This window comes from Streptomyces sp. NPDC048196, from assembly GCF_040652715.1.
In the GTDB taxonomy this organism is placed as follows: Bacteria; Actinomycetota; Actinomycetes; order Streptomycetales; family Streptomycetaceae; genus Streptomyces; species Streptomyces siderophoricus.
This window is the reverse complement of record NZ_JBEZMM010000038.1, coordinates 22,808-44,928: the sequence shown is the minus strand read 5'-3', so window position 1 is coordinate 44,928 and position 22,121 is coordinate 22,808. Positions and strand designations below refer to the sequence as shown.

At 73.0% G+C, this 22,121-nt stretch carries 17 protein-coding genes; 10 read left to right on the top strand and 7 right to left on the bottom strand.

Annotated features, from left to right (window positions below):
- Window positions 1-126: 126 nt before the first annotated feature.
- A complete protein-coding gene (locus tag AB0E02_RS28865; RefSeq protein WP_362144306.1) occupies window positions 127-750 on the top strand; it encodes a VTT domain-containing protein in 624 nt (207 codons plus the stop codon).
- Here AB0E02_RS28865 and AB0E02_RS28860 read toward each other — a convergent pair.
- Window positions 686-1,750 carry a Gfo/Idh/MocA family oxidoreductase gene (locus tag AB0E02_RS28860; RefSeq protein ID WP_362144302.1) on the bottom strand — a complete coding sequence of 355 codons (1,065 nt, stop codon included), beginning with the start codon at window positions 1,748-1,750 and terminating at the stop codon, window positions 686-688. The genes AB0E02_RS28865 and AB0E02_RS28860 overlap by 65 nt on opposite strands.
- Window positions 1,751-1,972: 222 nt before the next feature.
- Between AB0E02_RS28860 and AB0E02_RS28855 the strand changes: the two genes are divergently transcribed.
- Window positions 1,973-3,055: a LacI family DNA-binding transcriptional regulator gene (locus AB0E02_RS28855; protein ID WP_362144299.1), complete on the top strand. Its 1,083-nt coding sequence runs from the start codon at window positions 1,973-1,975 to the stop codon at window positions 3,053-3,055.
- A gap of 52 nt (window positions 3,056-3,107) precedes the next feature.
- Here AB0E02_RS28855 and AB0E02_RS28850 read toward each other — a convergent pair whose 3' ends face one another.
- The 5 genes from AB0E02_RS28850 to AB0E02_RS28830 form a co-directional block, all read right to left on the bottom strand.
- Entirely contained in the window at window positions 3,108-4,058 is a 951-nt protein-coding gene (locus AB0E02_RS28850) for a 2-dehydropantoate 2-reductase (protein ID WP_362144296.1), read from the bottom strand.
- An 84-nt stretch (window positions 4,059-4,142) separates the two neighbouring features.
- A complete protein-coding gene (locus AB0E02_RS28845; RefSeq protein WP_030415392.1) occupies window positions 4,143-4,334 on the bottom strand; it encodes a MerR family transcriptional regulator in 192 nt (63 codons plus the stop codon).
- A 241-nt stretch (window positions 4,335-4,575) separates the two neighbouring features.
- Window positions 4,576-5,982, bottom strand: coding sequence for a sugar porter family MFS transporter (locus AB0E02_RS28840; RefSeq protein ID WP_362144292.1), 1,407 nt, complete (start codon window positions 5,980-5,982; stop codon window positions 4,576-4,578).
- Window positions 5,983-6,238: 256 nt separating this feature from the next.
- Window positions 6,239-7,276 carry a Gfo/Idh/MocA family oxidoreductase gene (locus AB0E02_RS28835; protein WP_362144289.1) on the bottom strand — a complete coding sequence of 346 codons (1,038 nt, stop codon included), beginning with the start codon at window positions 7,274-7,276 and terminating at the stop codon, window positions 6,239-6,241.
- A 106-nt stretch (window positions 7,277-7,382) separates the two neighbouring features.
- Window positions 7,383-8,303 (bottom strand): sugar phosphate isomerase/epimerase, encoded by a 921-nt coding sequence (locus AB0E02_RS28830; protein WP_362144287.1) that lies wholly within the window; start codon window positions 8,301-8,303, stop codon window positions 7,383-7,385.
- Between the two features lie 486 nt (window positions 8,304-8,789).
- Here AB0E02_RS28830 and iolC point away from each other — a divergent pair, with 486 nt between their 5' ends.
- The 8 genes from iolC to AB0E02_RS28790 all read left to right on the top strand — a co-directional run bounded on the left by iolC (window position 8,790) and on the right by AB0E02_RS28790 (window position 20,818).
- Entirely contained in the window at window positions 8,790-9,809 is a 1,020-nt protein-coding gene (iolC, locus tag AB0E02_RS28825) for a 5-dehydro-2-deoxygluconokinase (protein ID WP_362144284.1), read from the top strand.
- A gap of 367 nt (window positions 9,810-10,176) precedes the next feature.
- A complete protein-coding gene (locus AB0E02_RS28820) occupies window positions 10,177-11,064 on the top strand; it encodes a deoxyribose-phosphate aldolase (protein WP_362144281.1) in 888 nt (295 codons plus the stop codon).
- Between the two features lie 30 nt (window positions 11,065-11,094).
- Complete coding sequence (gene iolB / locus AB0E02_RS28815; protein ID WP_362144279.1) at window positions 11,095-12,219, top strand: 5-deoxy-glucuronate isomerase; 1,125 nt, start codon at window positions 11,095-11,097, stop codon at window positions 12,217-12,219.
- Window positions 12,219-14,105: a 3D-(3,5/4)-trihydroxycyclohexane-1,2-dione acylhydrolase (decyclizing) gene (gene iolD, locus AB0E02_RS28810; RefSeq protein ID WP_362144276.1), complete on the top strand. Its 1,887-nt coding sequence runs from the start codon at window positions 12,219-12,221 to the stop codon at window positions 14,103-14,105. Before iolB ends, iolD begins: the two co-directional genes overlap by 1 nt.
- A 53-nt stretch (window positions 14,106-14,158) precedes the next feature.
- Complete coding sequence (locus AB0E02_RS28805) at window positions 14,159-15,652, top strand: CoA-acylating methylmalonate-semialdehyde dehydrogenase (RefSeq protein WP_362144273.1); 1,494 nt, start codon at window positions 14,159-14,161, stop codon at window positions 15,650-15,652.
- 165 nt (window positions 15,653-15,817) lie between these two features.
- Window positions 15,818-16,972: a hypothetical protein gene (locus tag AB0E02_RS28800; RefSeq protein ID WP_362144270.1), complete on the top strand. Its 1,155-nt coding sequence runs from the start codon at window positions 15,818-15,820 to the stop codon at window positions 16,970-16,972.
- A 160-nt stretch (window positions 16,973-17,132) separates the two neighbouring features.
- Window positions 17,133-19,865 (top strand): alpha/beta fold hydrolase, encoded by a 2,733-nt coding sequence (locus AB0E02_RS28795; RefSeq protein WP_362144267.1) that lies wholly within the window; start codon window positions 17,133-17,135, stop codon window positions 19,863-19,865.
- Between the two features lie 23 nt (window positions 19,866-19,888).
- On the top strand, window positions 19,889-20,818 hold the full coding sequence (locus AB0E02_RS28790; RefSeq protein ID WP_362144265.1) for an ABC transporter permease: 930 nt from the start codon (window positions 19,889-19,891) through the stop codon (window positions 20,816-20,818).
- A 67-nt stretch (window positions 20,819-20,885) separates the two neighbouring features.
- Here AB0E02_RS28790 and AB0E02_RS28785 read toward each other — a convergent pair whose 3' ends face one another.
- A complete protein-coding gene (locus AB0E02_RS28785) occupies window positions 20,886-21,908 on the bottom strand; it encodes an alpha/beta hydrolase-fold protein (RefSeq protein ID WP_362144262.1) in 1,023 nt (340 codons plus the stop codon).
- Window positions 21,909-22,121: the final 213 nt, after the last annotated feature.

Here is a 22,121-nt window from a genome sequence, read left to right as displayed (position 1 = left end):
TGGGGGGTATAGATCCAAGCGGGGGCACGCCGATTCCCGGCGGCGGCCCGCCCGTCGCGTTGCCGCGCGCCCCGCCACGCGTCAGCCTTGGGATACGGACTCGGAGCCGATCCGAGGAGGCGGCACATGGCCGTACTCGCCTTCTACGCCCTGCTGGCGCTCACCACCCTGCCGCCCCTCGTCCCCAACTCCGCCCTGCTCGTCTCCGCCGGGGTCCTCGCCTCCCGGGGCGCGCTCTTCCTCCCCCTCGTCCTCCTCACCGTGGCGGGCAGCGCCCTGGCCGGGGACCTGCTGATGTTCCTCGCCGCCCGCCGCTTCGGCGGACCCGTACGGGACTGGATGCGCCGCAACCCCCGCCGCAGCGCACTCCTGGACCGCACCTCCCGGCGCATCGAACGCCACGGCGTCCCGTTCGTGATCGCCGTACGGTTCCTCCCCAGCGGCCGGATCGCCGGCGCACTGGCCTCCGGCATCCTGCGCTATCCGCTGCCCAAGTACCTCCTCGGCGCCGGCATCGCCGAGGCGACCTGGGCGGCGTACTCCGTCGGCCTCGGCTACCTCGGCGCCGCCACCGCCGGCCGCCCCCTGTACGCCGCCGCCATCGGCCTGGGCGTCTCCTGCGCGGTCGCCGCCACCGCCACCGCCCTCCAATGGGCCGGCCACCGCCGGGCGGCCCGCCGCGCGGCTACCGCGCCCCGCCCGCCGTGCCCGCGTCCGCCCGACCGCTCGGGCCTGCCGGACCGCCCGTAGCGCGGACCTCGGCGAGCGCCACCGGCGCACCGGACCGGCGGGACCGCTCGCACGCCTCGGCCACGTACAGCGCCTCCAGCGCCTCCGCGGGCGGACACGGGTTCGCCGCCCGCCCCGCGGCCACCTCGGTGAAGACACCCAGTTCGGTGACGTACGCCTCCTGGAAGCGCTCCATGAACGTCGCGTACGGAGCGGCCGCCCGTCGCCACGACAGCCGCGGCTCCGCGGACGGCAGCGGCGCCCGGTCGTCGAGACCCACGATCCGGGCGCCCCGCGACCCGCACACCTCCAGGCGGACGTCGTGCCCCGCGCCGTTGTAGCGGGTCGCCGTGACCGTCGCCAGGGTGTCGTCGTCGAACCGCAGCAGCGCCGCACAGGTGTCGACGTCATCGCCGTCGGCGAAGAAGGACGCCCCGCGGTTGGACCCCTGCGCGTAGACCGAGACCACCTCGCGGCCGGTGAGCCAGCGCAGCACGTCGAAGTCATGGATGGAGCAGTCCCGGAACAGCCCGCCCGACGTGGGGATGTACCCGGCCGGCGGCGGGCTCTGGTCGCTGGTGCAGGCGCGCAGTGTGTGCAGCCAGCCCAGCTCGCCCGAGCGCAGCGCCTCACGGGCGGCCCGGTAGCCCGCGTCGAAGCGCCGCTGGAAGCCGATCTGGACCGGCACCGAGCCCGCCTGCGCCCGCTCCACGACGCCGATCGTGCCCGCCACGTCCAAGGCCACCGGCTTCTCGCAGAAGACCGGTACACCGGCGTCCAGCGCCTGGTGGATCAGGGCCGCGTGCGCACTGGTCGCGGCGGTGATCACCACCCCGTCCAGGCCGTCCGCGTACAGCTCCGGGATGCCCGCGGCCGCGCGCACGCCCAGCGTGCGCGCCAGCGACGCGGCCCGCGCCGGGTCGGCATCCGCGACCACCAGGTCGGTGACGCCGGGAACCTGCTGAAGGGTCTGGGCGTGGAACGCGCCGATGCGCCCCGTGCCGATGAGGCCGATCTTCACTTCTCGGTCCTTCCAGGAGGTGGCGGTGACGGCCGTCGCCGGAACGTCTGGGCGAAGCGCCCGTTGGAACGGTCCAACGGCGGCCGTTCCGCGCACCCTGCATGTCCGGATGTCCGCATGTCAACCCTTTCCGCAGGTCGAGCGGCGGCCCGAGGGAGACCGAAGGCCGGGCCGTCGTCCGGGCGTTGACGGCCACCTGCGGCGATGACAGGATCCCGGTCCATGGAACGTTCCAACGAGCGCGACGACGGCCCTCGGACCGCCGCCGGCCGGCCCCGGCCCCCGACGATCCGCGGCGTCGCCGAACGCGCCGGCGTTTCCAAATCCCTGGTCTCGCTCGTCCTCCAGGACTCACCACGGGTCAGCGACGCCAAGCGGCGGGCCGTCCTGGACGCCATCGACGAGCTCGGCTACCGGCCCAACGCCGCCGCCCGCAGCCTCGTCGCACGCCGCACCCACACCGTCGGCGTCCTGCTGAACGACCTGCGCAACCCCTGGTTCGTCGACCTCCTCGACGGCCTGAACTCGGTCCTCCATGCCCACGGCCTGCGCATGCTGATGGCCGACGGCCGGCTCGACCGGCGCACCGGCCAGGACGTCGCCCGCACCTTCCAGGAACTCCGGGTCGACGGCCTCGTCGTCGTCGGCACCCTCCCCGACACCGACGGCCTCGCCGAGATCGCCGAGCGGCTGCCCACCGTCATCGCGGGCAACCACGAACCCCGGCTCCCGCACGCCGACATCGTCGCCAACGACGACGAACGCGGCGCCCGGCTCGCCACCGAGCACCTGATCTCCCTCGGCCACCGGCGGATCGCCCACATCGCCGGCCGCGGCCTGGTCGGCGCACTGCGCCGCCGCGGATTCGAGGCCGCCCTCCGCGCCCACGGCCTCCACACCACCGCCGCGGTGGAGCACGCCGACGGCACGGAGGAGGGCGGCTACCGCGCCGCCGTACGCCTCCTCAACCCCGCCCGCCGCACCGAACGCCCCACCGCCGTCTTCGCGTTCAACGACATCTCCTGCGTCGGCGCGCTCTCCGCGGCCCAGGAACTCGGGCTGACCGTCCCCGTCGACCTCTCCCTCGTCGGCTACGACAACACCTACCTCGCCCGCATCCGCCACCTCTGGCTGACCTCCGTCAACAACGCCAGCCACGACGTCGGCCGGCGGGCCGCCCGCTGCCTCCTGGACCGCATGGCGAACAAGGACGCCCCGACCGCGACGAACCCGCCGGCGGACCACCAACTCGTCGCCCCGGAACTGGAGATCAGAGGATCCACGGCGCCGCCCGGAGCCACCTGACGCCCACCGGAGCCGTAGGCCACCCGGCTGCCCACGACACACCGGCGTCCCCCTACGCCTGCCGCCCGGCCCGCAGCTCGCGGTCCACCGCCCGCAGCAGCACCAGCAGCATCCGGTTCAACGGCGTCGCGATGCCGTGCCGTCCCGCCGCCCGCACCACCGCGCCGGTGAGGTACTCGTGCTCCAGCGGACGGCCCGCGAGCCGGTCGTACAGCATCGACGAACCACCGTCCGGAGGCGCGTGCGCGTACAGCTCCAGCGTCCGCGCGATGTCCGCCTCGCCGATGTCCGCCCCCTCCGCGCGGGCCACCGCCGCCGCCTCCCGCAGCAGATCGCGGCTGAGCGCCGCCATCTCCGGATCCGCGAAGACACCGATCCGCTGCTGGAGCAGCGCCGTGAGGGGGTTCGCCGCGAGGTTCGTGAACAGCTTGCGCCACACGGCCGTGGTGAAGTCCGGCACCGGATGCACCCGCAGCCCCGTACCGGCCAGCAGCGCGGCGAACCGGTCCGCCAACGGGCCCTCGGGAACGTGCAGTTCACTGGCGACGTGGTGCCGGACCCGCCCCGGCGCGATGCGCTCCGCGGAGATGTAGACCACGGTCGGCAGGATCGCGGTCCCCGGAGGGACGAGCGGCACCACCCGCGCCTCCTGGTCGAGGCCGTTCTGCAGCACCGCGACGGCGGTGTCCGGGCCGCACAGCCGCCGCAGCCAGCCCTCGGCGCTCGCGGTGTCCTGCGCCTTGGTGGTCAGCAGCACCCAGTCGACCGGTGTCACCCGCGCCGGATCGGTGACGATCCGCACCGGCGCGGTCCGGACCTCGCCGCCGGTCTCGACGGCGAGGTCACGCAACGGACTGCGGACGCACAGCGTGACGTCCAGACCCGCCCACCGGGCGAGGGCGGCGACGTACCCGCCGATCGCACCGGCCCCGATCACCGCGACCCGCGCGGGCGCGGCGGCGGCCCGGTCCGGCGCGGCGGCGGCCTGGGGAGTCTGGGCCATACCTCGATCGTAGCCACGCGGGGTGTCGCGGGGGACCTCTGCCGGCAGCCGGCCGACCCGCCCGTACCGTTTCGGGTGGCTTCGCTACCGGCCGCCCCGGCCCGGCCGCTGCGCCACCCACGTTCTGACCGTGTCCGCGAACCAGTACGGTTTCCCGCCCTCCACCAGATCCGGTTCGGGCAGCAGGCCGTGCTTGCGGTACGAGCGCACGGTGTCCGGCTGCACCTGGATGTGTGCCGCGATCTCCTTGTACGACCAGAGCCTGCGGTCGGTCATCTCTGCCACCTCCTGAGCGCCGCACGCAGGGCCGGCCCGGGGTGAGCCGGCCGGGGCCGCGCACGGCCTGGTGATCACTGAGCCTGTGCCCGGACAACGACACTCGGTGACGACCGGCGAGGGCCTGTCGAACGGTTGTGACCGAAGGCCCGGAGAACTGTGACAGCCGTGACGCACGCCGTACTTCTGTGTGCGCATGTGACGGGAGGGAGATACGCCGTACTTCTGCGTCCCGGGGCCCCTACTCGCCCGCCGCCCTCCGCAGCTCGTGCTCAAGATCCTCCAGGGCCAGCCCCTTCGTCTCCGGGGCGTAACGCCGGCAGAAGACCCACGACAGCACGCACATCGCCCCGAAGAACCAGAACGTGCTGCTCGCGCCGACCGCGTCCAGCAGCACCGGGAAGACCAGTGCCACCGCGAAGTTGACCATCCACATCACGAACACCGCGGCACCCATGGCCAGTCCGCGCACCCTCAGCGGGAACATCTCGGCGAGCAGCAACCACACGCCGGTGTTCAGGGTCGCCTGCATGAACGCCATGTACAGCACCATCAGCCCCAGCACCAGCACGCTCACGGCCGGCGAGTGCGGGAGGTGGAAGGACGCCCCCAGCAGCGCGAGCGCCACCGTCATCCCCGCCAGCCCGCACAGCAGCAGGGGACGCCGGCCGACCCGGTCGATCAGGGACATCCCGATCGCCGTGGCCACTACGGAGACGGCCCCGACGGCGATCGTGGCCGTAATGGCGGCACCGGTGCCCAGACCGGTCGAGGCCAGGATCTTCGGCGCGAAGTACACCACCGCGTTGACACCGGTGATCTGCTGCACCGCCGCCAGCCCGATGCCGACCAGCAGCAGCCGCCGCACCCACGGCGTACGCAGCTCCTGCCAGGCGCCGCGCCGGGCGTCCGCCTCCAGACTGCGGGCGTGGTCGATCCGGGCCAGCTCGGCTGACACGTCCTCGGCCGGCAGCGTACGGCCGAGCACCCGCGCCGCGTCCTCCTGCCGCCCCTTGCTGATGTACCAACGCGGCGTGTCGGGCAGGAAGAACAGCCCCGCGAACAGCGCCACCGCGGGCAGCGCGGCCAGCCCCAGCATCCACCGCCAGGCCGCCCACTGCGCCAGCACCGCGTTCAGGAGATACGCCAGCAACTGCCCGCTGACGATCATGAGGGAGTTGAACGAGACCAGCCGGCCCCGGATGTGCGGAGGCGCGACCTCGGACAGATACAGCGGGGTGATCACGGAGGCACTGCCGACGGCCAGCCCCAGCACGAAACGCGCCACCGTCATGAACGGCACCGTGGGGGAGAGCGCGACGGCCACCGCACCCCCGATGAACACCGCACCGGCCCACAGCAGCGCATTGCGCCGGCCCAGCGCATCGGACATCCGCCCGCCGATCAGCGAACCGAACGCGGCGCCGATCAACAGGGCACTGGTGATGACCCCCTCACCCAGCGACGTCAGACCGAAATGCGCCTCCATGAAGGGCAGCGCGCCGGAGATCACCCCGGTGTCGTAGCCGAACAGGGCGCCCCCGAGGGCGGCGATGGCAGCGATGCCGACGATGAAGCGCCGGGCGTTCTGGTCCCGCACGGCAGGACGCTGACCGGCGGACGCCACCTGGCTGGTAGGAACGCCCATCCTCATCCCCGCCGCGCCACGGAGGCCACCCGTGCGGCGTCCCCGGCAAGGGGGACCGGATCCCCCTGAGCCGCCGCCCGTATGAGCCGAAACGGAACGGGCACGACACGCGCGACGGACAGGGGCGCGACATACATGAAAAGGGGGCCTTTCGGTACGGGTCGGGGTGGGGGACGAGTACGGGGGGCGGGTATGCGGAGGCGGGTGCGCGGAGATGGGCATGCCGGGCCCGAGTACGGCTGCGGCGGCCGACGGCTCAGCGATACATCGCCGGCCGCTCGACCAGCTCCACCGGGACGCGCTCACCGGTGGCCTGGGCCCGTACCCCGGCCTCGCAGACCGCCGCCGCGGCATAGCCGTCCCAGCAACTGGGGCCCTCGACCTCGCCGCGCCGGGTCGCGTTCACCCAGAGCTGCACCTGCCGGTCGTACGCGTCCTCGAAGCGCTCCACGAAACCGGGTGGAATGGCGCCGCCCCAGCGGCCGGCGGTGTTGCTGAAGACGCCGCGGTCGTCACCGATCCGGGCGGTGCCGCCCTCGCAGACCGCCTCGCAGCTGACCTGGTAGCCGAAACCGCAGTTGACGAAGATCTCGGTGTCCACGACCCGACCGCCCGCGGTCTCGAAGAGCACCAGCTGCGGGTCGCTGAGCCCCTCGGGCGCATTCCCGGTGGGGCCGGGGCGCAGCACGCGTACCGCGGTGATCTCGTCGTCCAGCAGCCAGCGCGTCACATCGATCTCGTGCACCACCGAGTCATTGATCATCATTGCGTTGGTGAAGCCGGGCGGCGTGTCCGCGTTCCGGTGCCGGTTGTGCAACATCAATGGACGCCCGTAAGTCCCTTGCGCGAGAAGGGACTTGAGGCTCCGGTAATCCGCATCGTAACGACGCATGAAGCCCACCTGCACGCGGCGGTGCCCCAGCGCCTGCTCGGCCTGCAGCACACGCAGCGCGGACGCGGCATCCGGCGTCAGCGGCTTCTCGCAGAGCACGGGCAGATCGCGCGCGAACGTCTCCAGCAGCGCCGCCTCGTGCGCGGGACCGGGCGAGGCGATCAGCACCGCATCGACGGCCGGGTCGTCCATGGCGGCGGCGGGATCGGTGTACGGGGTGCAGCCCTCGATGCCGTCCGCCAGATGCTTCACCCGCGCCGCGTCGATGTCCGCCACCGCCGCCACCCGGGCCCCACTGATCACCTCATTGATCCGCCGCACATGGTCCGCCCCCATCCGCCCGGTGCCGATGACCGCCACCCCGAGCGTCCCCCGGGAACCCACGCCACTCAGCCCGCTCATCCTGTCCTCCATGCCGCTCTCCATAATTTCCGCAGTCTCTTTGTCGCTGATTTCTGTCACTGCCCGCCCGAGGCCCGGGCCCGGCGGTTCGCGCCGGCAGGGGCTGTCAGGCGCCGCAGGAGCGCAGGAAGCGGCGGGTGCGTTCGGCGATGGGGAACGGGCGGTCGGGCGGGCAGGGGTACATGTCCTGCTCGACGATGGCGAAGAGGTCGACGTTCAGCGCCTGCGCGGCTTCCAGGACGGGCGGCAGTGCGGGCACGCCGAGCGGTGGTTCGCACATCACGCCCTGCTGGACGGCCGGGCCGAAGGGTGTGCCCTTGGCGACGACGTCGCTGAGGATGTCCGGGTCGACCTGCTTGAGGTGCAGGTACCCGATGCGTTCGCCGTAGGTGCGGATCAGCTTGACGCTGTCGCCGCCGCAGTAGGCGTAGTGGCCGGTGTCCAGGCACAGGTTGACCAGGTCGGAGTCGGTGACGTGGAGGAAGCGCTCGACGTGCTCCTCGGTGTCGATGTGGGTGTCGGCGTGCGGGTGGACGACGATGTCGAGCCCGAACTCGTCGCGCACCCGCTTGCCCAGGCGCTCCATGCCCGTCGTCAGGTGCTTCCACTGCTCGACGGTGAGCTCGCGCGGTTCGAGCTCCTCGGCGGTCTTGTCGTCCCGCCAGAACGACGGGATGACGACGAGGTGCCCGGCGCCCATGGCCTGGGTGAGGGTGGCGACCTCGGAGACGTGGGCCCAGGTCTTGTCCCATACGGACGGGCCGTGGTGCAGGGAAGTGAAGATCGTGCCGGCCGAGACCTTGAGGTTGCGGCGGGCGACCTCGTCGCGGAGGACGGCGGGGTCGGTGGGCAGGTAGCCGTACGGGCCGAGTTCGATCCACTCGTAGCCGGCCTCGGCGACCTCGTCGAGGAAGCGTTGCCAGGGCACTTGTTGGTCGTCGTCGGGGAACCAGACTCCCCACGAGTCGGGGGCCGAACCGATGCGGAGGCGGTCCAGGACGGGCGGGGCGGCATGGCGTGCGGGCATGCTGCGGCTCTCCTCTCGCCGGTCGGCGGTGACCGGGAAGGCGCGGGGTGGGGTTGTGGGGCACAGCCTCTCTGTCGCCCCGGGGAGTGTCAAGACTTCGTCCTGACATAAGGACGTAAGGACTTGTGGGGTGGATGGGGGGAGGGGTGGCCGGAGGGGCGGAGGGGTTTGGGGGTGGCTGAGTTGTTGGGGTGAGGGCCGGTCGGGGGCTGAAGGGATTTCGCTTTGACGTCAGAATGTAAGGACAAACTGTTGACAGGGTCTGAGGGTCACCGTTAGACCTTTCCTCGGACGGGAGGGCAGAACCCGGTCCTGCTGAGGGGAAACCGCCGAGTGGCAACCGTTGAGCGGCAACTGCTGAGTGGCAACTGCTGAGCGGGATCCGTTGGGTGAAGGCCGTTGGGCGAAGTCCGTTGAGCAGAAATCCCTGGGTGGGACCCGTTGAGTGAGGTGCCGGATGTGGTGCGCTGACCTGGAGGGGCGTGTATGACCGAGTCGTACGACCTGATCACGATGGGCCGGATGGGGGTGGATATTTATCCGCTGCAGACCGGGGTGTCGTTGGCGCAGGTGGAGACCTTCGGAAAGTTCCTGGGGGGCTCGGCCGCGAACGTCGCGGTGGCGGCCGCCCGGCTCGGGCGGCGCAGCGCGGTCATCAGCCGGACCGGCAAGGACCCGTTCGGGGAGTTCCTGCACCAGGCGCTGCGGGAGTTCGGGGTGGACGACCGGTGGGTGACGCCGGTCGCGGCCTATCCGACCCCGGTGACCTTCTGCGAGATCTTCCCGCCGGACGACTTCCCCCTGTACTTCTACCGGCGCCCCAAGGCCCCGGACCTCGTCATCCACCCGGAGGAGCTGGACCGGGAGGCGATCGCCGCCGCGCGGATCTTCTGGGTAACCGGTACGGGGCTGTGTGAGGAGCCGAGCCGCAGCGCCACCCTCGCCGCGCTGGAGGCCCGCGCCGAGGCAGGTGCTGAGGCCGGTTCGGGCGCCCCCGGACCGACCGTCTTCGACCTCGACTGGCGGCCGATGTTCTGGGGCGGTGAGGGGGGCGCCTCCGGGGACGGCAGGGCGACCGGCGCCGCGGCGAGGGCCGCCGCCCGGCCGTATTACGAGGCCGCGCTGCGGAACGCCACCGTGGCGGTCGGGAATGTGGACGAGGCCGAGGTCGCCACCGGGCTGCGCGATCCCAAGGCGTGTGCGCAGGCGCTGCTGGACATGGGTGTCGAGCTGGCCGTGGTCAAACAGGGGCCCAAGGGGGTGCTGGCCGTGCACCGGGACGGCCGGGTCGCCGAGGTGCCGCCGACCCCCGTCGAGGTCGTCAACGGGCTCGGCGCCGGGGACTCGTTCGGCGGGGCGCTGTGCCACGGCCTGCTCTCCGGCTGGGAGCTGGAGCCGATGATGCGGTACGCGAACGCGGCCGGGGCGATCGTTGCCTCCCGGCTCGCCTGTTCCTCCGCGATGCCTACGCGGGAGGAGGTCGAGGAGTTCCTCACCGGCCGGTGAGGTGCTTGCCGGCCGGCGAGTCCTCGCCGCCGGGTGGGGTGCGCTCCGCCGGTGGGTGCGCTCCGCCCGGTGGGGCGCGCGCGGGCCGGTGGGGCGCGCGGGCCGGTGGGCTGCGCGCGAGCCGGTGAGCCGGCGGTGACTCCCTGCCTGCTCTCCCTGCCTGCTCTCCCTGCCTGTTCTCCCCGTCCGTTCCCCCCGGTCTCGTCGCCCGTTCTCCCCGCCCGTTCTCGTCGCTCCTCGCCCCCTTCCCGCACCTTGCCCCTTTCCCGCTCCCCGCCCGCCGCCCCCGCTGACCCCGCTGTCTCTCCCCGCCCACTCCTCCCCGTCCCACCCCTCCCCACCCCGCCCCCAGAAGGTGAGTTGACCCTTGTCCCCTCGGATCAGTGATCTCGCGACGTTGCGGGCGCGGCAGCCCGGAGCGGTGGCGGAGGCCGCCGCCCGCCGTACCCGTCGGCCGCTCATCGGTGACAGCGGGCGGCTGATGATCGTGGCCGCGGACCACCCGGCCCGCGGTGCGCTCGCCGTGGGTGACCGGCGGCTGGCCATGGCCAACCGCCTGGACCTGCTCGAACGTCTGGTGCTCGCGCTGTCGCGGCCGGGGGTGGACGGGGTGCTGGCCACCGCGGACATCCTGGAGGACCTGCTGCTGCTCGGCGCCCTGGAGGGCAAGGTGGTGATGGGCTCGATGAACCGCGGCGGGATCGCCGGCGCGTCGTTCGAGATGGATGACCGGTTCACCGGGCACCGGCCGCAGGATCTGGCCCGGCTCCGGTTCGACGCGGGGAAGCTGCTGCTCCGCATCGACTACGACGATCCCGGGTCGCTGACCACGATGGAGGCCACCGCCCGCGCCATCGATGCGATGGCCGAGCGGGAACTGCCCGTATTCGTCGAGCCGTTCCTGTCGTCCCGAATAGACGGCAGGGTCTGCAACGACCTCAGCCCGGAGGCGGTCATCCGCTCCGTCGCCATCGCCTCCGGCCTCGGCGGCACCTCCGCGTACACCTGGCTGAAGCTGCCGGTCACCGACGACCCGGAGGCGATGGCGCGGGTCTGTGAGGCCACCACGCTGCCGACCGTGCTGCTCGGCGGTGACATCGGCTCGACCGTCCGGGAGCAGGAGGCCGCGTACGAGAAGTGGGCCAAGGCGCTGCGGCTGCCGACGGTGCAGGGCCTGGTCGTCGGGCGGTCGCTGCTCTATCCGGCCGACGGTGATGTCGCGGCCGCCGTGGACACCGCCGTCGGCCTGCTGTAAACGCCGCGATATCCGCAGGAGACTTTAGACATGAGTGCTGAATTCCCCCCGACCGGGAGGGGCAGGACCCGCCCCGAGGCCGGGACCGGCCCCGAGGCCAGCCCCCATCCCGAGGCCGGCCCACAGCCTGAAGCCGGCCCCCGCCCGGAGGCCGGGCCCCGTACCGCCTCCGGCCCCCACCCCGAGGCAGGTATCCGCCCCGAGGCCGGGCCCCGTACCGCCTCCGGTGCCCGCCCCCTTGCCCCTCCCACAGCCGCCGACCGCCCCCTTGCCGATTTCCACCTCAGAGCCGGGGAAGCCGCGCGCGGGCCCTACGCCGTGGACATCGACCCGGAGCGGGCCGGCTGGGGGTATTCCTCGTTGCGGGTCCTGGAGCTGGCGCCCGGGGGGCACCACGCGTTCGGCACCGGGGACAGCGAGTGGATCGTGCTGCCGTTGTCCGGTGGGTGCACGGTCGTGGTGGACAACGGGGAGGAGTTCGAACTGCTCGGCCGGGACAGCGTGTTCAGCGGCGTCACGGACTTCGCGTACGTGCCGCGGGACGCGCAGGTGGGCATCGCCAGCGACGCCGGGGGCCGGTTCGCGCTGACCGGGGCCCGGTGCGAGCTGACGCTGCCGGCCCGTTACGGTGCCGCCTCCGAGGTGCCGGTGGAGCTGCGCGGCCGCGGGAACTGCTCGCGGCAGGTGAACAACTTCGCCGCGGCCGGCACGTTCGAGTGCGACCGGCTGATCGCGGTGGAGGTGCTCACCCCGGGCGGCAACTGGTCGTCGTACCCGCCGCACAAGCACGACGAGTGCCGCCCGGGCGTGGAGTCCGAGCTGGAGGAGATCTACTACTTCGAGATCGCGTCCGCGCGCGGCACGGAGGGCGTCGGCTATCAGCGCGTCAGCCCGTCCGGGCACGGCCGCGGTACGGACGTGCTCGCCGAGGTGCGGGGCGGCGACGCGGTGCTGATCCCGGACGGCTGGCACGGGCCGTCGATCGCGACGCCCGGCCACGCCATGTACTACCTCAACGTCATGGCCGGCCCGGGGGAGGAGCGGGAGTGGCTGATCTGTGACCACCCCGAGCACGGCTGGATCCGTGACACCTGGCCCGACCAGCCCGTCGACCCCCGCCTTCCGCTCTACGACGCGCCCGTAGGAGACGTCTGATGAACGCCGCCCCGACGACCCGCCGCCTGACCGTCGCGCAGGCCCTGGTCGAGTTCCTCGCCCACCAGTACACCGAGCGGGACGGCCGGCGGCAGCGGCTGATCGGTGCCTGCTGGGGCATCTTCGGCCACGGCAATGTCGCCGGTATCGGCCAGGCGCTGCTGGAGTCCGGTACGGCGCTGCCGTATCTGCAGGGCCGTAACGAGCAGGCGATGGTGCATGCCGCGGTCGGTTACGCCCGGCAGTGCGACCGGCTGTCCGCGCAGGCCGTGACCACGTCCATCGGGCCGGGCGCGACGAACCTGGTCACGGGCGCGGCGCTGGCCACCGTGAACCGGCTGCCGGTGCTGCTGCTGCCCGGTGACACCTTCGCCACCCGGCCCGCGGAGCCGGTGCTGCAGCAGTTGGAGGTGCCGTACGCCGGTGATGTGTCGGTCAATGACGTGCTGCGTCCGGTGTCGCGGTATTTCGACCGGGTGACCCGGCCGGAGGCGCTGATTCCGGCGGCGATGCAGGCGATGCGGGTGCTGGCCGATCCGGTGGACACCGGGGCGGTCACGCTGGCGCTGCCGCAGGACGTGCAGGCGGAGGCGTACGACTGGCCGGAGGAGTTCTTCGCCGACCGGGTGTGGCGGGTGCCGCGGCCGGCGCCGGACGCCGCGGCGCTGGCGGAGGCGGTGCGGTCGGTCCGCGGTGCCCGCCGGCCGTTGGTGATCGCGGGTGGCGGGGTGCACCACTCGGAGGCGGAGGAGGCGCTGCGGGCGTTCGCCGATGCGACCGGGATCCCGGTGGCGTCGACCCAGGCCGGTAAGGGGTCGCTGCGTCATGACCACCCGTGTGACGTGGGCGGGATCGGGCACACCGGTACGGCGACGGCGGATGCGCTGGCCCGTGAGGCGGATCTGGTGATCGGGGTGGGCACCCGTTACACGGACTTCACGACCGCGTCGGCGACGCTGTTCGCGGAGCCGGGCGTGCGGTTCGTCAACCTCAACATCGCCGCGTTCGACTCCCACAAGCTGGGTGCGCTGTCGCTGGTCGCCGATGCCCGGGCGGGCCTCGCGGCGCTGACGGACGCGCTGGCCGGGCACCGGGTGGAGAAGGAGTACGAGGCGGCGTACGGGGCGGCGAAGGAGGAGTGGGAGCGGCGGGTGGACGCGGCGTACGGTGCCGCGGACGCGTCGGCGCGGCCGTCCCAGACGCAGGTGCTGGGGGCGCTGGACGCGCTGGTGGACGAGTCCGACATCGTGATCAACGCGGCCGGGTCGCTGCCGGGTGATCTGCACAAGCTGTGGCGGGCCCGGTCCCGCCGGCAGTACCACCTGGAGTACGGGTACTCCTGCATGGGTTACGAGATCCCGGCGGCGATCGGGGTGCGGCTGGCCGCGCCGGACCGTCCGGTGTGGGCGCTGGTCGGCGACGGTACGTATCTGATGAATCCGACGGAGATCGTCACCGCGGTGCAGGAGGGCATCAACGTGACGATCGTGCTGATCCAGAACCACGGGTACGCGTCGATCGGCGGGCTGTCCGAGGCGACCGGCGGGGAGCGGTTCGGGACGGCGTACCGCTTCCGGGCCGGGGACGGCACGTACACGGGGGCGCCGCTGCCGGTGGATCTGGCCGCGAACGCCGCCTCGCTCGGGATGCGGGTGATCCGGGCCGCGACGGTCGGTGAGCTGCGGGCGGCGCTGGCCGAGGCGCGTGGCGCGAACCGGCCCACATGTGTCTATGTCGAGACCGAAACGGCTGACACTGTGCCGGGCGCGCCGGAGGCGCAGGCCTGGTGGGATGTTCCTGTTGCCGAGACCGCGACGCGTCCGGCGGCGGTCGCCGCGCGTGCGGCGTACGACCGGCAGGCCGCCGGGCGCCGCCGCCACCTCTGACCCACGTTCCACACATCGTCAAGCGAAGTCGTCACCCCAGAAAGGCCCCTCGCATGAAGACCATCAGCCACTGGATCGGCGGTAAGCCCGTCGAGGGCGTCTCCGGCAACTTCGGTCCGGTCTACAACCCGGCCACCGGCGCCCAGGAGAAGCAGGTCGCCTTCGCCTCGGCCGGTGAGGTGGACGCGGCGGTGCGTGCCGCGAAGGAGGCGTTCGCGACGTGGGGCAGCAGCTCCCTGGCGAAGCGCACGTCGGTGCTGTTCAAGTACCGCGAGCTGGTCGACGCGCACCGTGCGGAGCTGGCCCGGCTGATCACGGCCGAGCACGGCAAGGTGCACTCGGACGCGCTCGGTGAGGTCGCCCGCGGTCTGGAGATCATCGAGCTGGCCTGCGGCATCCCGGAGAAGCTGAAGGGCGAGCTGTCCACGCAGGTGTCCACGCGGGTGGACGTGGCGTCGATCCGCCAGTCGCTGGGTGTGGTGGCGGGCATCACGCCGTTCAACTTCCCGGCGATGGTGCCGATGTGGATGTTCCCGATCGCGATCGCCTGCGGGAACACCTTCGTGCTGAAGCCGAGCGAGAAGGTGCCGAGCGCGGCGTTCAAGCTGGCGGAGCTGGCGGCCGAGGCGGGTCTGCCGGACGGTGTGCTGAACGTCGTCAACGGCGACAAGGTGGCCGTGGACGCGATTCTGGAGCACCCGGACGTCGCGGCGGTCTCGTTCGTCGGTTCCACGCCGATCGCCCGGTACATCCACACCACCGGTACGGCCAACGGCAAGCGGGTCCAGGCGCTGGGCGGCGCGAAGAACCACATGCTGGTGCTGCCGGACGCCGATCTGGACCTGGCCGCGGACTCGGCGATCAACGCCGCGTACGGTTCGGCCGGTGAGCGCTGCATGGCGATCTCCGTGGTCGTCGCGGTGGGGGACACCGCGGACCCGCTGATCGGCAAGATCAAGGAGCGCGCCGACCGGCTGCGGATCGGCCCGGGCGAGGACCCGGCGTCCGAGATGGGCCCGCTGATCACGAAGGCGCACCGCGACAAGGTCGCCTCCTACGTCTCGGGTGCCGCGGCGCAGGGCGCGGACGTGGTCATCGACGGCACGGGCTACACCGTCGAGGGCTATGAGGACGGCCACTGGATCGGCGTCTCGCTGCTGGACAACGTCACGCCGGAGATGGACGCCTACCGTGACGAGATCTTCGGCCCGGTGCTGTCGGTCGTGCGGGTGGAGACGTACGACGAGGCGATCGCGCTGATGAACAACTCGCCGTGGGGCAACGGCACCGCGATCTTCACGCGGGACGGCGGCGCGGCCCGCCGCTTCCAGCTGGAGGTGGAGGCCGGCATGGTCGGCGTGAACGTGCCGATCCCGGTGCCGGTGGGCTACCACTCGTTCGGTGGCTGGAAGGACTCGCTCTTCGGCGACCACCACATCTACGGCAACGACGGGGTGCACTTCTACACCCGCGGCAAGGTCGTCACGACCCGCTGGCCGGACCCGTCGGACGGCGGGATCAACCTGGGCTTTCCCAGCAACCACTGACAAAACCGCATGACCCGACCCCCTGCCGGCCCGTTCCCGGCGGGGGGTCCGGTGGTGTCCGGGCCGGGGCGGACCGCGGCGCGGCGCATTGCTACGGTGCTCCCTCGCAGTGAAGGGACGAGCGGCGCGCCGGATTGACGGGGCACCGGGGACAACGGGGGACGAATGCAGTCATCCATGGCGCTCGCCAAGGGCGCCCGCATCACGGGCGGGGCGTTCTGCCTGCTCTTCTTCCTGTTCACGGCGTACTGGCTGGCCGTCGATCTGGGCGAGTTCGGCATCGACGGGATGTGGGAATTCTGGACCTTCCAGCGTCCCGCCGGCCTGAACCAGGTCACCGGGCCGTTCCATCTGGGGCTGGCGCTGGTGCAGTTGGCGGCGGTGATCACGGCGTTCGCCGGGCAGCGGGTGGCCGGCGGGCTGCTCGCGGTGGCGACGACGCTGACCTTCGCGACGACGCTGCAGGCGATCGTCAGCGTCGGCAACCACACCAGTGACGACAAGTGGTTCCAGCACGCGGAGACCAGCACCTCGACCTTCGACGGGGTGTTCATCAGCAGCGGTCTGCTGTTCCTGCTGACCCTCGTCGCCGGTGTGGTGCTGCTCGCCGGGATGCGGGCGTGGCCCCGCCCGAAGCCCAGTGAGCCGCCGCTGCGGCCCGCCGGGCAGGCCGGTGTGGTGGCCGGGCTGCTGCTCGGCGCGATGGCGCTGTGCCTGGTCGTCTGGCACCTCTACATGCTGGTGCAGAACGGCATCGGCTCCTTCGAGATGCTCTACCTCGGGCGGGGCGCGCTGCCGTCGCTGCTGAGTCTGGCGCCGGGCTGGTCGGGGCTGGTGTTCCTGGTCCTGACCGCGCTGGCCGCGCTCAACAGCCTGATGCGGGGCGGTGCGGCGCGCGGCCTGGCGATCGGGTTGTCGGTGGTGTCGCTGCCGGGCGCCCTGCTGACGCTGATCGGGCTGGCCGGCAACGGCGACCTGTTCACCCTGAACGAGTCGATGCCGGGCCTGAGCGTTCTGGGCGATGTGCAGCTGCTGCTGGACCTGCTGGGTTCGGCGGCGCTGCTGGCGCTGATGGCGCGCGGTGAGCCGGTGGCCCCCGCCTGGTATCCGCCGGTTCCCGCGCCGCAGTTCGGCGTGCCCGGACCCGTCCCGCCGGCCGGTCCGCCGCAGCCGCCGGCGCCGGGCTGGCAGCCGCCGGCACCCGGCTGGCAGCCGCCGGTGCCGCCGGTGCCGCCCGGCCCTCCGGCCGGCGGCCCGCAGGTGCCGCCGCCGGGCAACCCGCCGCAGCCGCCGGGCGGTTTCGGCCCCGCCCCGTACTGAGGCCCGGCACCGGCCGACGGTCCGTAGCGGCGAGAGCCTCGGTCCGCGCCCGCATACCGCATCCGTGGTAGCCGGGGGCGGGATCGTACTCCCCCTGGAGGCCTTGGGGTTCGCCCCGGGGTACCGGCCGCCCGCACTGTCCCGTACCTAGGATCGCGGTATGGATCTGCGAGGTTTCGGGCGGCGGGCACGGTCGCGTGCGGCGCTGCGCGGGCGGCGGCTGTATGCGGCCGTCGGCGCGCTGGCCGTGCTGGCAGGGGGCGGCACCTGGGCGGCGGCCTCCTCGGACGCGGCGCCCGCGGTGCACCGCGAGGACCGGATGCTGTCCCTGCCGGAACGTCCCGGCGGCACGAAGAAGGTGCGGATCGACACCTCCTTCTTCACGTCCGGCCCGGCGTCCGGCCGGCGGCCCGCGGTGCTGCTCGGCCACGGCTTCGGCGGCAGCAAGGCCGACGTCCGCCCCGAGGCCGAGCGGCTGGCCAGGGACGGCTATGCCGTACTGACCTGGTCGGCGCGCGGATTCGGGAGGTCCACCGGGAAGATCGGGCTGAACGACCCGGACGGCGAGGTCGCCGACGCCCGCCGGCTGATCGACTGGCTGGCCCGCCGGCCCGAGGTGCGCCTCGACCGGCCCGGCGACCCCCGGGTGGGCGTGGCCGGCGCCTCGTACGGCGGGGCGGTGTCGCTGCTGGCCGCGGGGTACGACCGGCGGGTGGACGCGATCGCCCCGCAGATCACGTACTGGAACCTCGCCGACGCGCTCTTCCCGCACGGGGTGTTCAAGAAGCTGTGGGCCGGGATCTTCTTCACCACCGGCCAGTCCGGCGCCCCCACCGGCGCGCCGCGCACCCCGCCCGCCTCCTCGGGCGGCTGCGGCCGGTTCGAGCCGGCGCTGTGCCGGATGTACGAGCGGACCGCGGTCTCCGGCCGGCCGGATGCGGAGGCGCGCAGGCTGCTGGCGGCCCGCAGTCCGTCCGCCGTCGGGGACCGCATCAAGGTCCCCACGCTGATCATGCAGGGCCAGACCGATTCGCTGTTCACCCTGGACCAGGCCGATGCCGTGCAGCGGGCGATCCGCCGCAACGGGGCACCGGTCGCGGTCGACTGGATCGCCGGCGGCCACGACGGCGGCGACCGGGAGACCGCCCGCCTGACGGGCCGTACGGCGGCGTGGTTCGACCGCTATCTGAAGGGCGACAAGGGCGCCGACACCGGGCCAGGGTTCCGGATCAGCCGTACCGGGGGTGTGGATTCGACCGACGGCGCGGTGCGGCTGCGCGGGGCGAGCGCGGACCGGTACGCCGGGCTGGCGCACGACCCGCGGCGGATCCGGCTCACCGGCCGTACCCAGACCTTCCGCAATCCGGCCGGCGCCGGGCCGCCGGCGATCTCCGCGGTGCCCGGGGTGGGGGCGCTCGGTGATCTCTCCTCGCTCGGTTCCGGCGGGCTGTCGCTGGACTTCCCCGGCCAGTACGCCCGGTTCGAGTCGGCGCCGCTGTCCTCGGCGGTCCGGCTGACCGGCCGTCCCGAGGTGACCGTGCGCGTACGGTCCGGCTCCCGGGACGCGGTGCTCTTCGCCAAGCTCTACGACGTCGCCCCGGACGGCCGCCGCCAGGTGCTGCCCGCGCAGCTCGTCGCCCCGTACCGCATCGCGGACGCCCGCGCGGGCCGGACGGTGCGGCTGCAACTGCCCGCCGCGGACCACGAGTTCGCGGCCGGGCACCGGATGCGACTGGTCCTGGCGGCCACCGACCTCGGCTACGCCTCACCGGCCGAACCCACCGCGTACACCGTGTCGTTGCAGGGCGGCGGGGTGCTGGACGTGCCGACCGTGCCGCAGGTGCGCAGCGCGGCCGCGCCGCTGCCGGCGTGGACCTGGGCGCTGCCCGCCGCGGCCGCCGTGCTGGCCGGGCTGCTGCTGCTCACCGCCCGCCGCCGGACCGCGGCGCCCCCGCCCGATCCGGCGCTCACCGGGGTGCCGCTGGAGATCCGCGGCCTGAGCAAGCGGTACGCGGGGTCCGCGGACCGGTACGCCGTGCGGGAGTTGTCGTTCCGGGTGGAGCGGGGGCAGGTGCTGGGGCTGCTGGGGCCCAATGGTGCCGGGAAGACGACGACGCTGCGGATGCTGATGGGTCTGATCGCGCCGGACGAGGGCGAGGTCAGGATCTTCGGGCAGGCGGTGCGGCCGGGTGCGCCGGTGCTGTCGCGGGTCGGCGCGTTCGTCGAGGGCGCCGGGTTCCTGCCGCATCTGTCCGGCCGGGCCAATCTGGAGCTGTACTGGCAGGCGACCGGCCGGCCCGCCGAGGACGCCCACCTGGACGAGGCGCTGGCGATCGCCGGCCTGGGGGAGGCGCTGCAGCGCGCGGTCCGCACGTACTCGCAGGGCATGCGGCAGCGGCTGGCGATCGCCCAGGCCATGCTCGGCCTGCCCGACCTGCTGATCCTCGACGAGCCGACCAACGGGCTGGACCCGCCGCAGATCCGCGAGATGCGGGAGGTGATGGTCCGTTATGCCGCGGCCGGGCGGACCGTCATCGTCTCCAGCCATCTGCTGTCCGAGGTCGAGCAGAGCTGTACGCATCTGGTCGTCATGGACCGCGGGCGGCTGGTGCAGGCCGGGCCGGTCGCCGAGATCACCGGCTCCGGCGACACCCTGCTGGTCGGGATCGCCGGGGAGGTCACCGACGCCGTGGTGGAGAAGGTGGCCGCGCTGCCGGGTGTCGCCTCGGCGGTCCGCGCCGACGGCGGGCTGCTGGTGCGGCTGGCGGACGCCGCCGGTACGCCGCGGCTGGTGGCCGAACTCGTCCGGCTGGACGTCCCGGTGGACCGCGTGGGCCCGTACCACCGGCTGGAGGACGCCTTCCTCACCCTGATCGGAGGCGACGCCCGATGACCGCTGACCGGAGGGGACGCACGATGGCCGCTGATGCCGGGGGAGACGCCACGACCGGGAGCGGGAGCGGAACCGACACGGCGAGCGGGCCGGGGCCGGTGCCCGGGGACGGGCGGGCGGCGGGTTACCGGCCGCGCCGCACCCTGCCGCTGCGCGTGGAGGCCCGCCGGCAGCTGCTGCGCCGCCGCACCCTGGTCGTCGCCGCGGTGCTGGTGCTGCTGCCGTTCGTGCTGGTGGCGGCGTTCGCGATCGGCGGCGACCCGGCCACCCGCGGCGGCGGCCGGGCCTCGCTGATGGCCGCCGCCACCGCCTCCGGCGGGAACTTCGCCGCGACCGTGCTGTTCGTGTCCGCGGGTTTCCTGCTGGTGGTGCCGGTGGCGCTGTTCTGCGGTGACACGATCGCGTCGGAGGCGAGCTGGTCGTCGCTGCGGTATCTGCTGGCCGCGCCGGTGCCGCGGGCCCGGCTGCTGCTGGCCAAGCTGTCCGTGGCGCTGCTGTTCAGCGCCGCCGCGATGGTGCTGCTGCCGCTGGTCGCGCTGGGCGTGGGCACCGCCGCGTACGGCTGGGGGCCGCTGCAACTGCCCACCGGCGGGGCGCTGTCCGCGGGCGACGCGGTGGGACGGCTGGCGGTCGTGGTCGGCTATGTCTTCGTCAGCCAGCTGGTCACCGCGGCGCTGGCGTTCTGGCTGTCGACGGTCACCGACGCGCCGCTGGGCGCGGTCGGCGGCGCCGTCGGACTGACCATCGTCGGCAACGTCCTCGACCAGGTCACCGCCCTCGGTGGCTGGCGGGACGTGCTGCCCGCCCACTGGCAGTACGCCTGGGCGGACGCCCTGCAGCCGACGGTGGAGTGGTCTGGGATGCTCCAGGGCGCCTCGGTGTCGGTGGCGTACGCGCTGGTGCTGGTCGCGCTGGCGTTCCGGGGGTTCGCGCGCAAGGACGTGGTGTCGTGAAGGCACCACGACGATGCGGCCGGGGGCCGGCCCCGGCCCCCGGACCGCCACGACCCGGCCGCCGTGATCAGGCGGTCGGCCCCTGCATGTGCGCGCTGACCCAGCGCAGGGTGCCCTCGCCCAGGCCCTGCACGTAGGTGGCCGCACTGTGCGTGCCGCCCGGCACTATCTGGAGCCGGGTGTGCACCGGGCCGCGCCCGTACCGGGCGATGAAGTTCCGGACCTTCGGCAGCACGGTGTACTCCTTCGAGCCGTCCTGGAAGGCCAGATAGACCTCCGGTCCGCCGCGCGCCGTCAGGCGGCGGGCCAGCTCCTCGGGGTTGTTGTCCCGCTCCTCCTTGGCGTGGCCGTTCCACAGCGGGGAATCGGGCACGATGTCCGGCCCGTTGGGGATGGCCACCTTGAAGGTGCCCGGGTTCTGCAGGACGTTCTTCAGGGCCGCGAAGCCGCCCGAGGAGGAGCCCATGATGGCCCAGGCGTCACGGGTCTTCAGGGTGCGGAAGTTCTGCCGTACGAGGTCGGGCACGTCCTGGCTGAGCCAGGTGCCGATCTTAGGCTGGCCGGGTATGTCGCTGCCGTCGTAGTACTGCTTGTCGTTGGGGTTGAGGACCGGCATGACGACGATGAAGGGCAGGCTGGTGCCGTTCTTCGACCACCGGGCGAGGCTCTCCTCCAGCTTGAGGTCGGAGCCGATCCAGTAGTTGACGGGGTAGCCGTACGCGCCGGGCAGTGCCTCCATCACCGGGAAGCCCTTGTCGGCGTTGCGCTTCTCGTAGTACTCCGGCGGCGCCCAGACCCACACCTTGCCGGTGAAGCCGGACTTCGGGCCGTGCAGGGTGGTCACGCCGATCGGGGTGTTGCCGCCGGCGCCGCCGACCCGGCTCTCCTCCTGGAAGGTGATCGGCTTGGTGGGCCACTGCACCAGGGAGCGCTTCCCGTGGGGCGTGGTGTGCAGCGCGGCGCCCGTCTTGGGGCCGCCGCCGAAGCGTACGGGGGAAGGCGGGGAGGTGCTGGTGCCGCAGCCGGCCGTGGTGACGAGCACGGTCAGGGCGATCAACGCGACCACCGGATGGAACAGGGCTTTGCGCACGGGCCTTCTCCTTGCCGAACCTGCCGGGATGCGTCCCGGCCGACCAGCAAGAGGACGCGGGGGCGCGCCCGGGTTTCCCCCGGCGGGTGTCGGGTTGCTCGCACCCTAGCCCGGAATCCGGCCTTCCCCTTCCTGACCTGCGATGTTTTACGCCCACCGGAAGGCCGGTTTACCAGGATTTTCCCGGTGGGCAGGGCGATCGCGGCGGGTCCA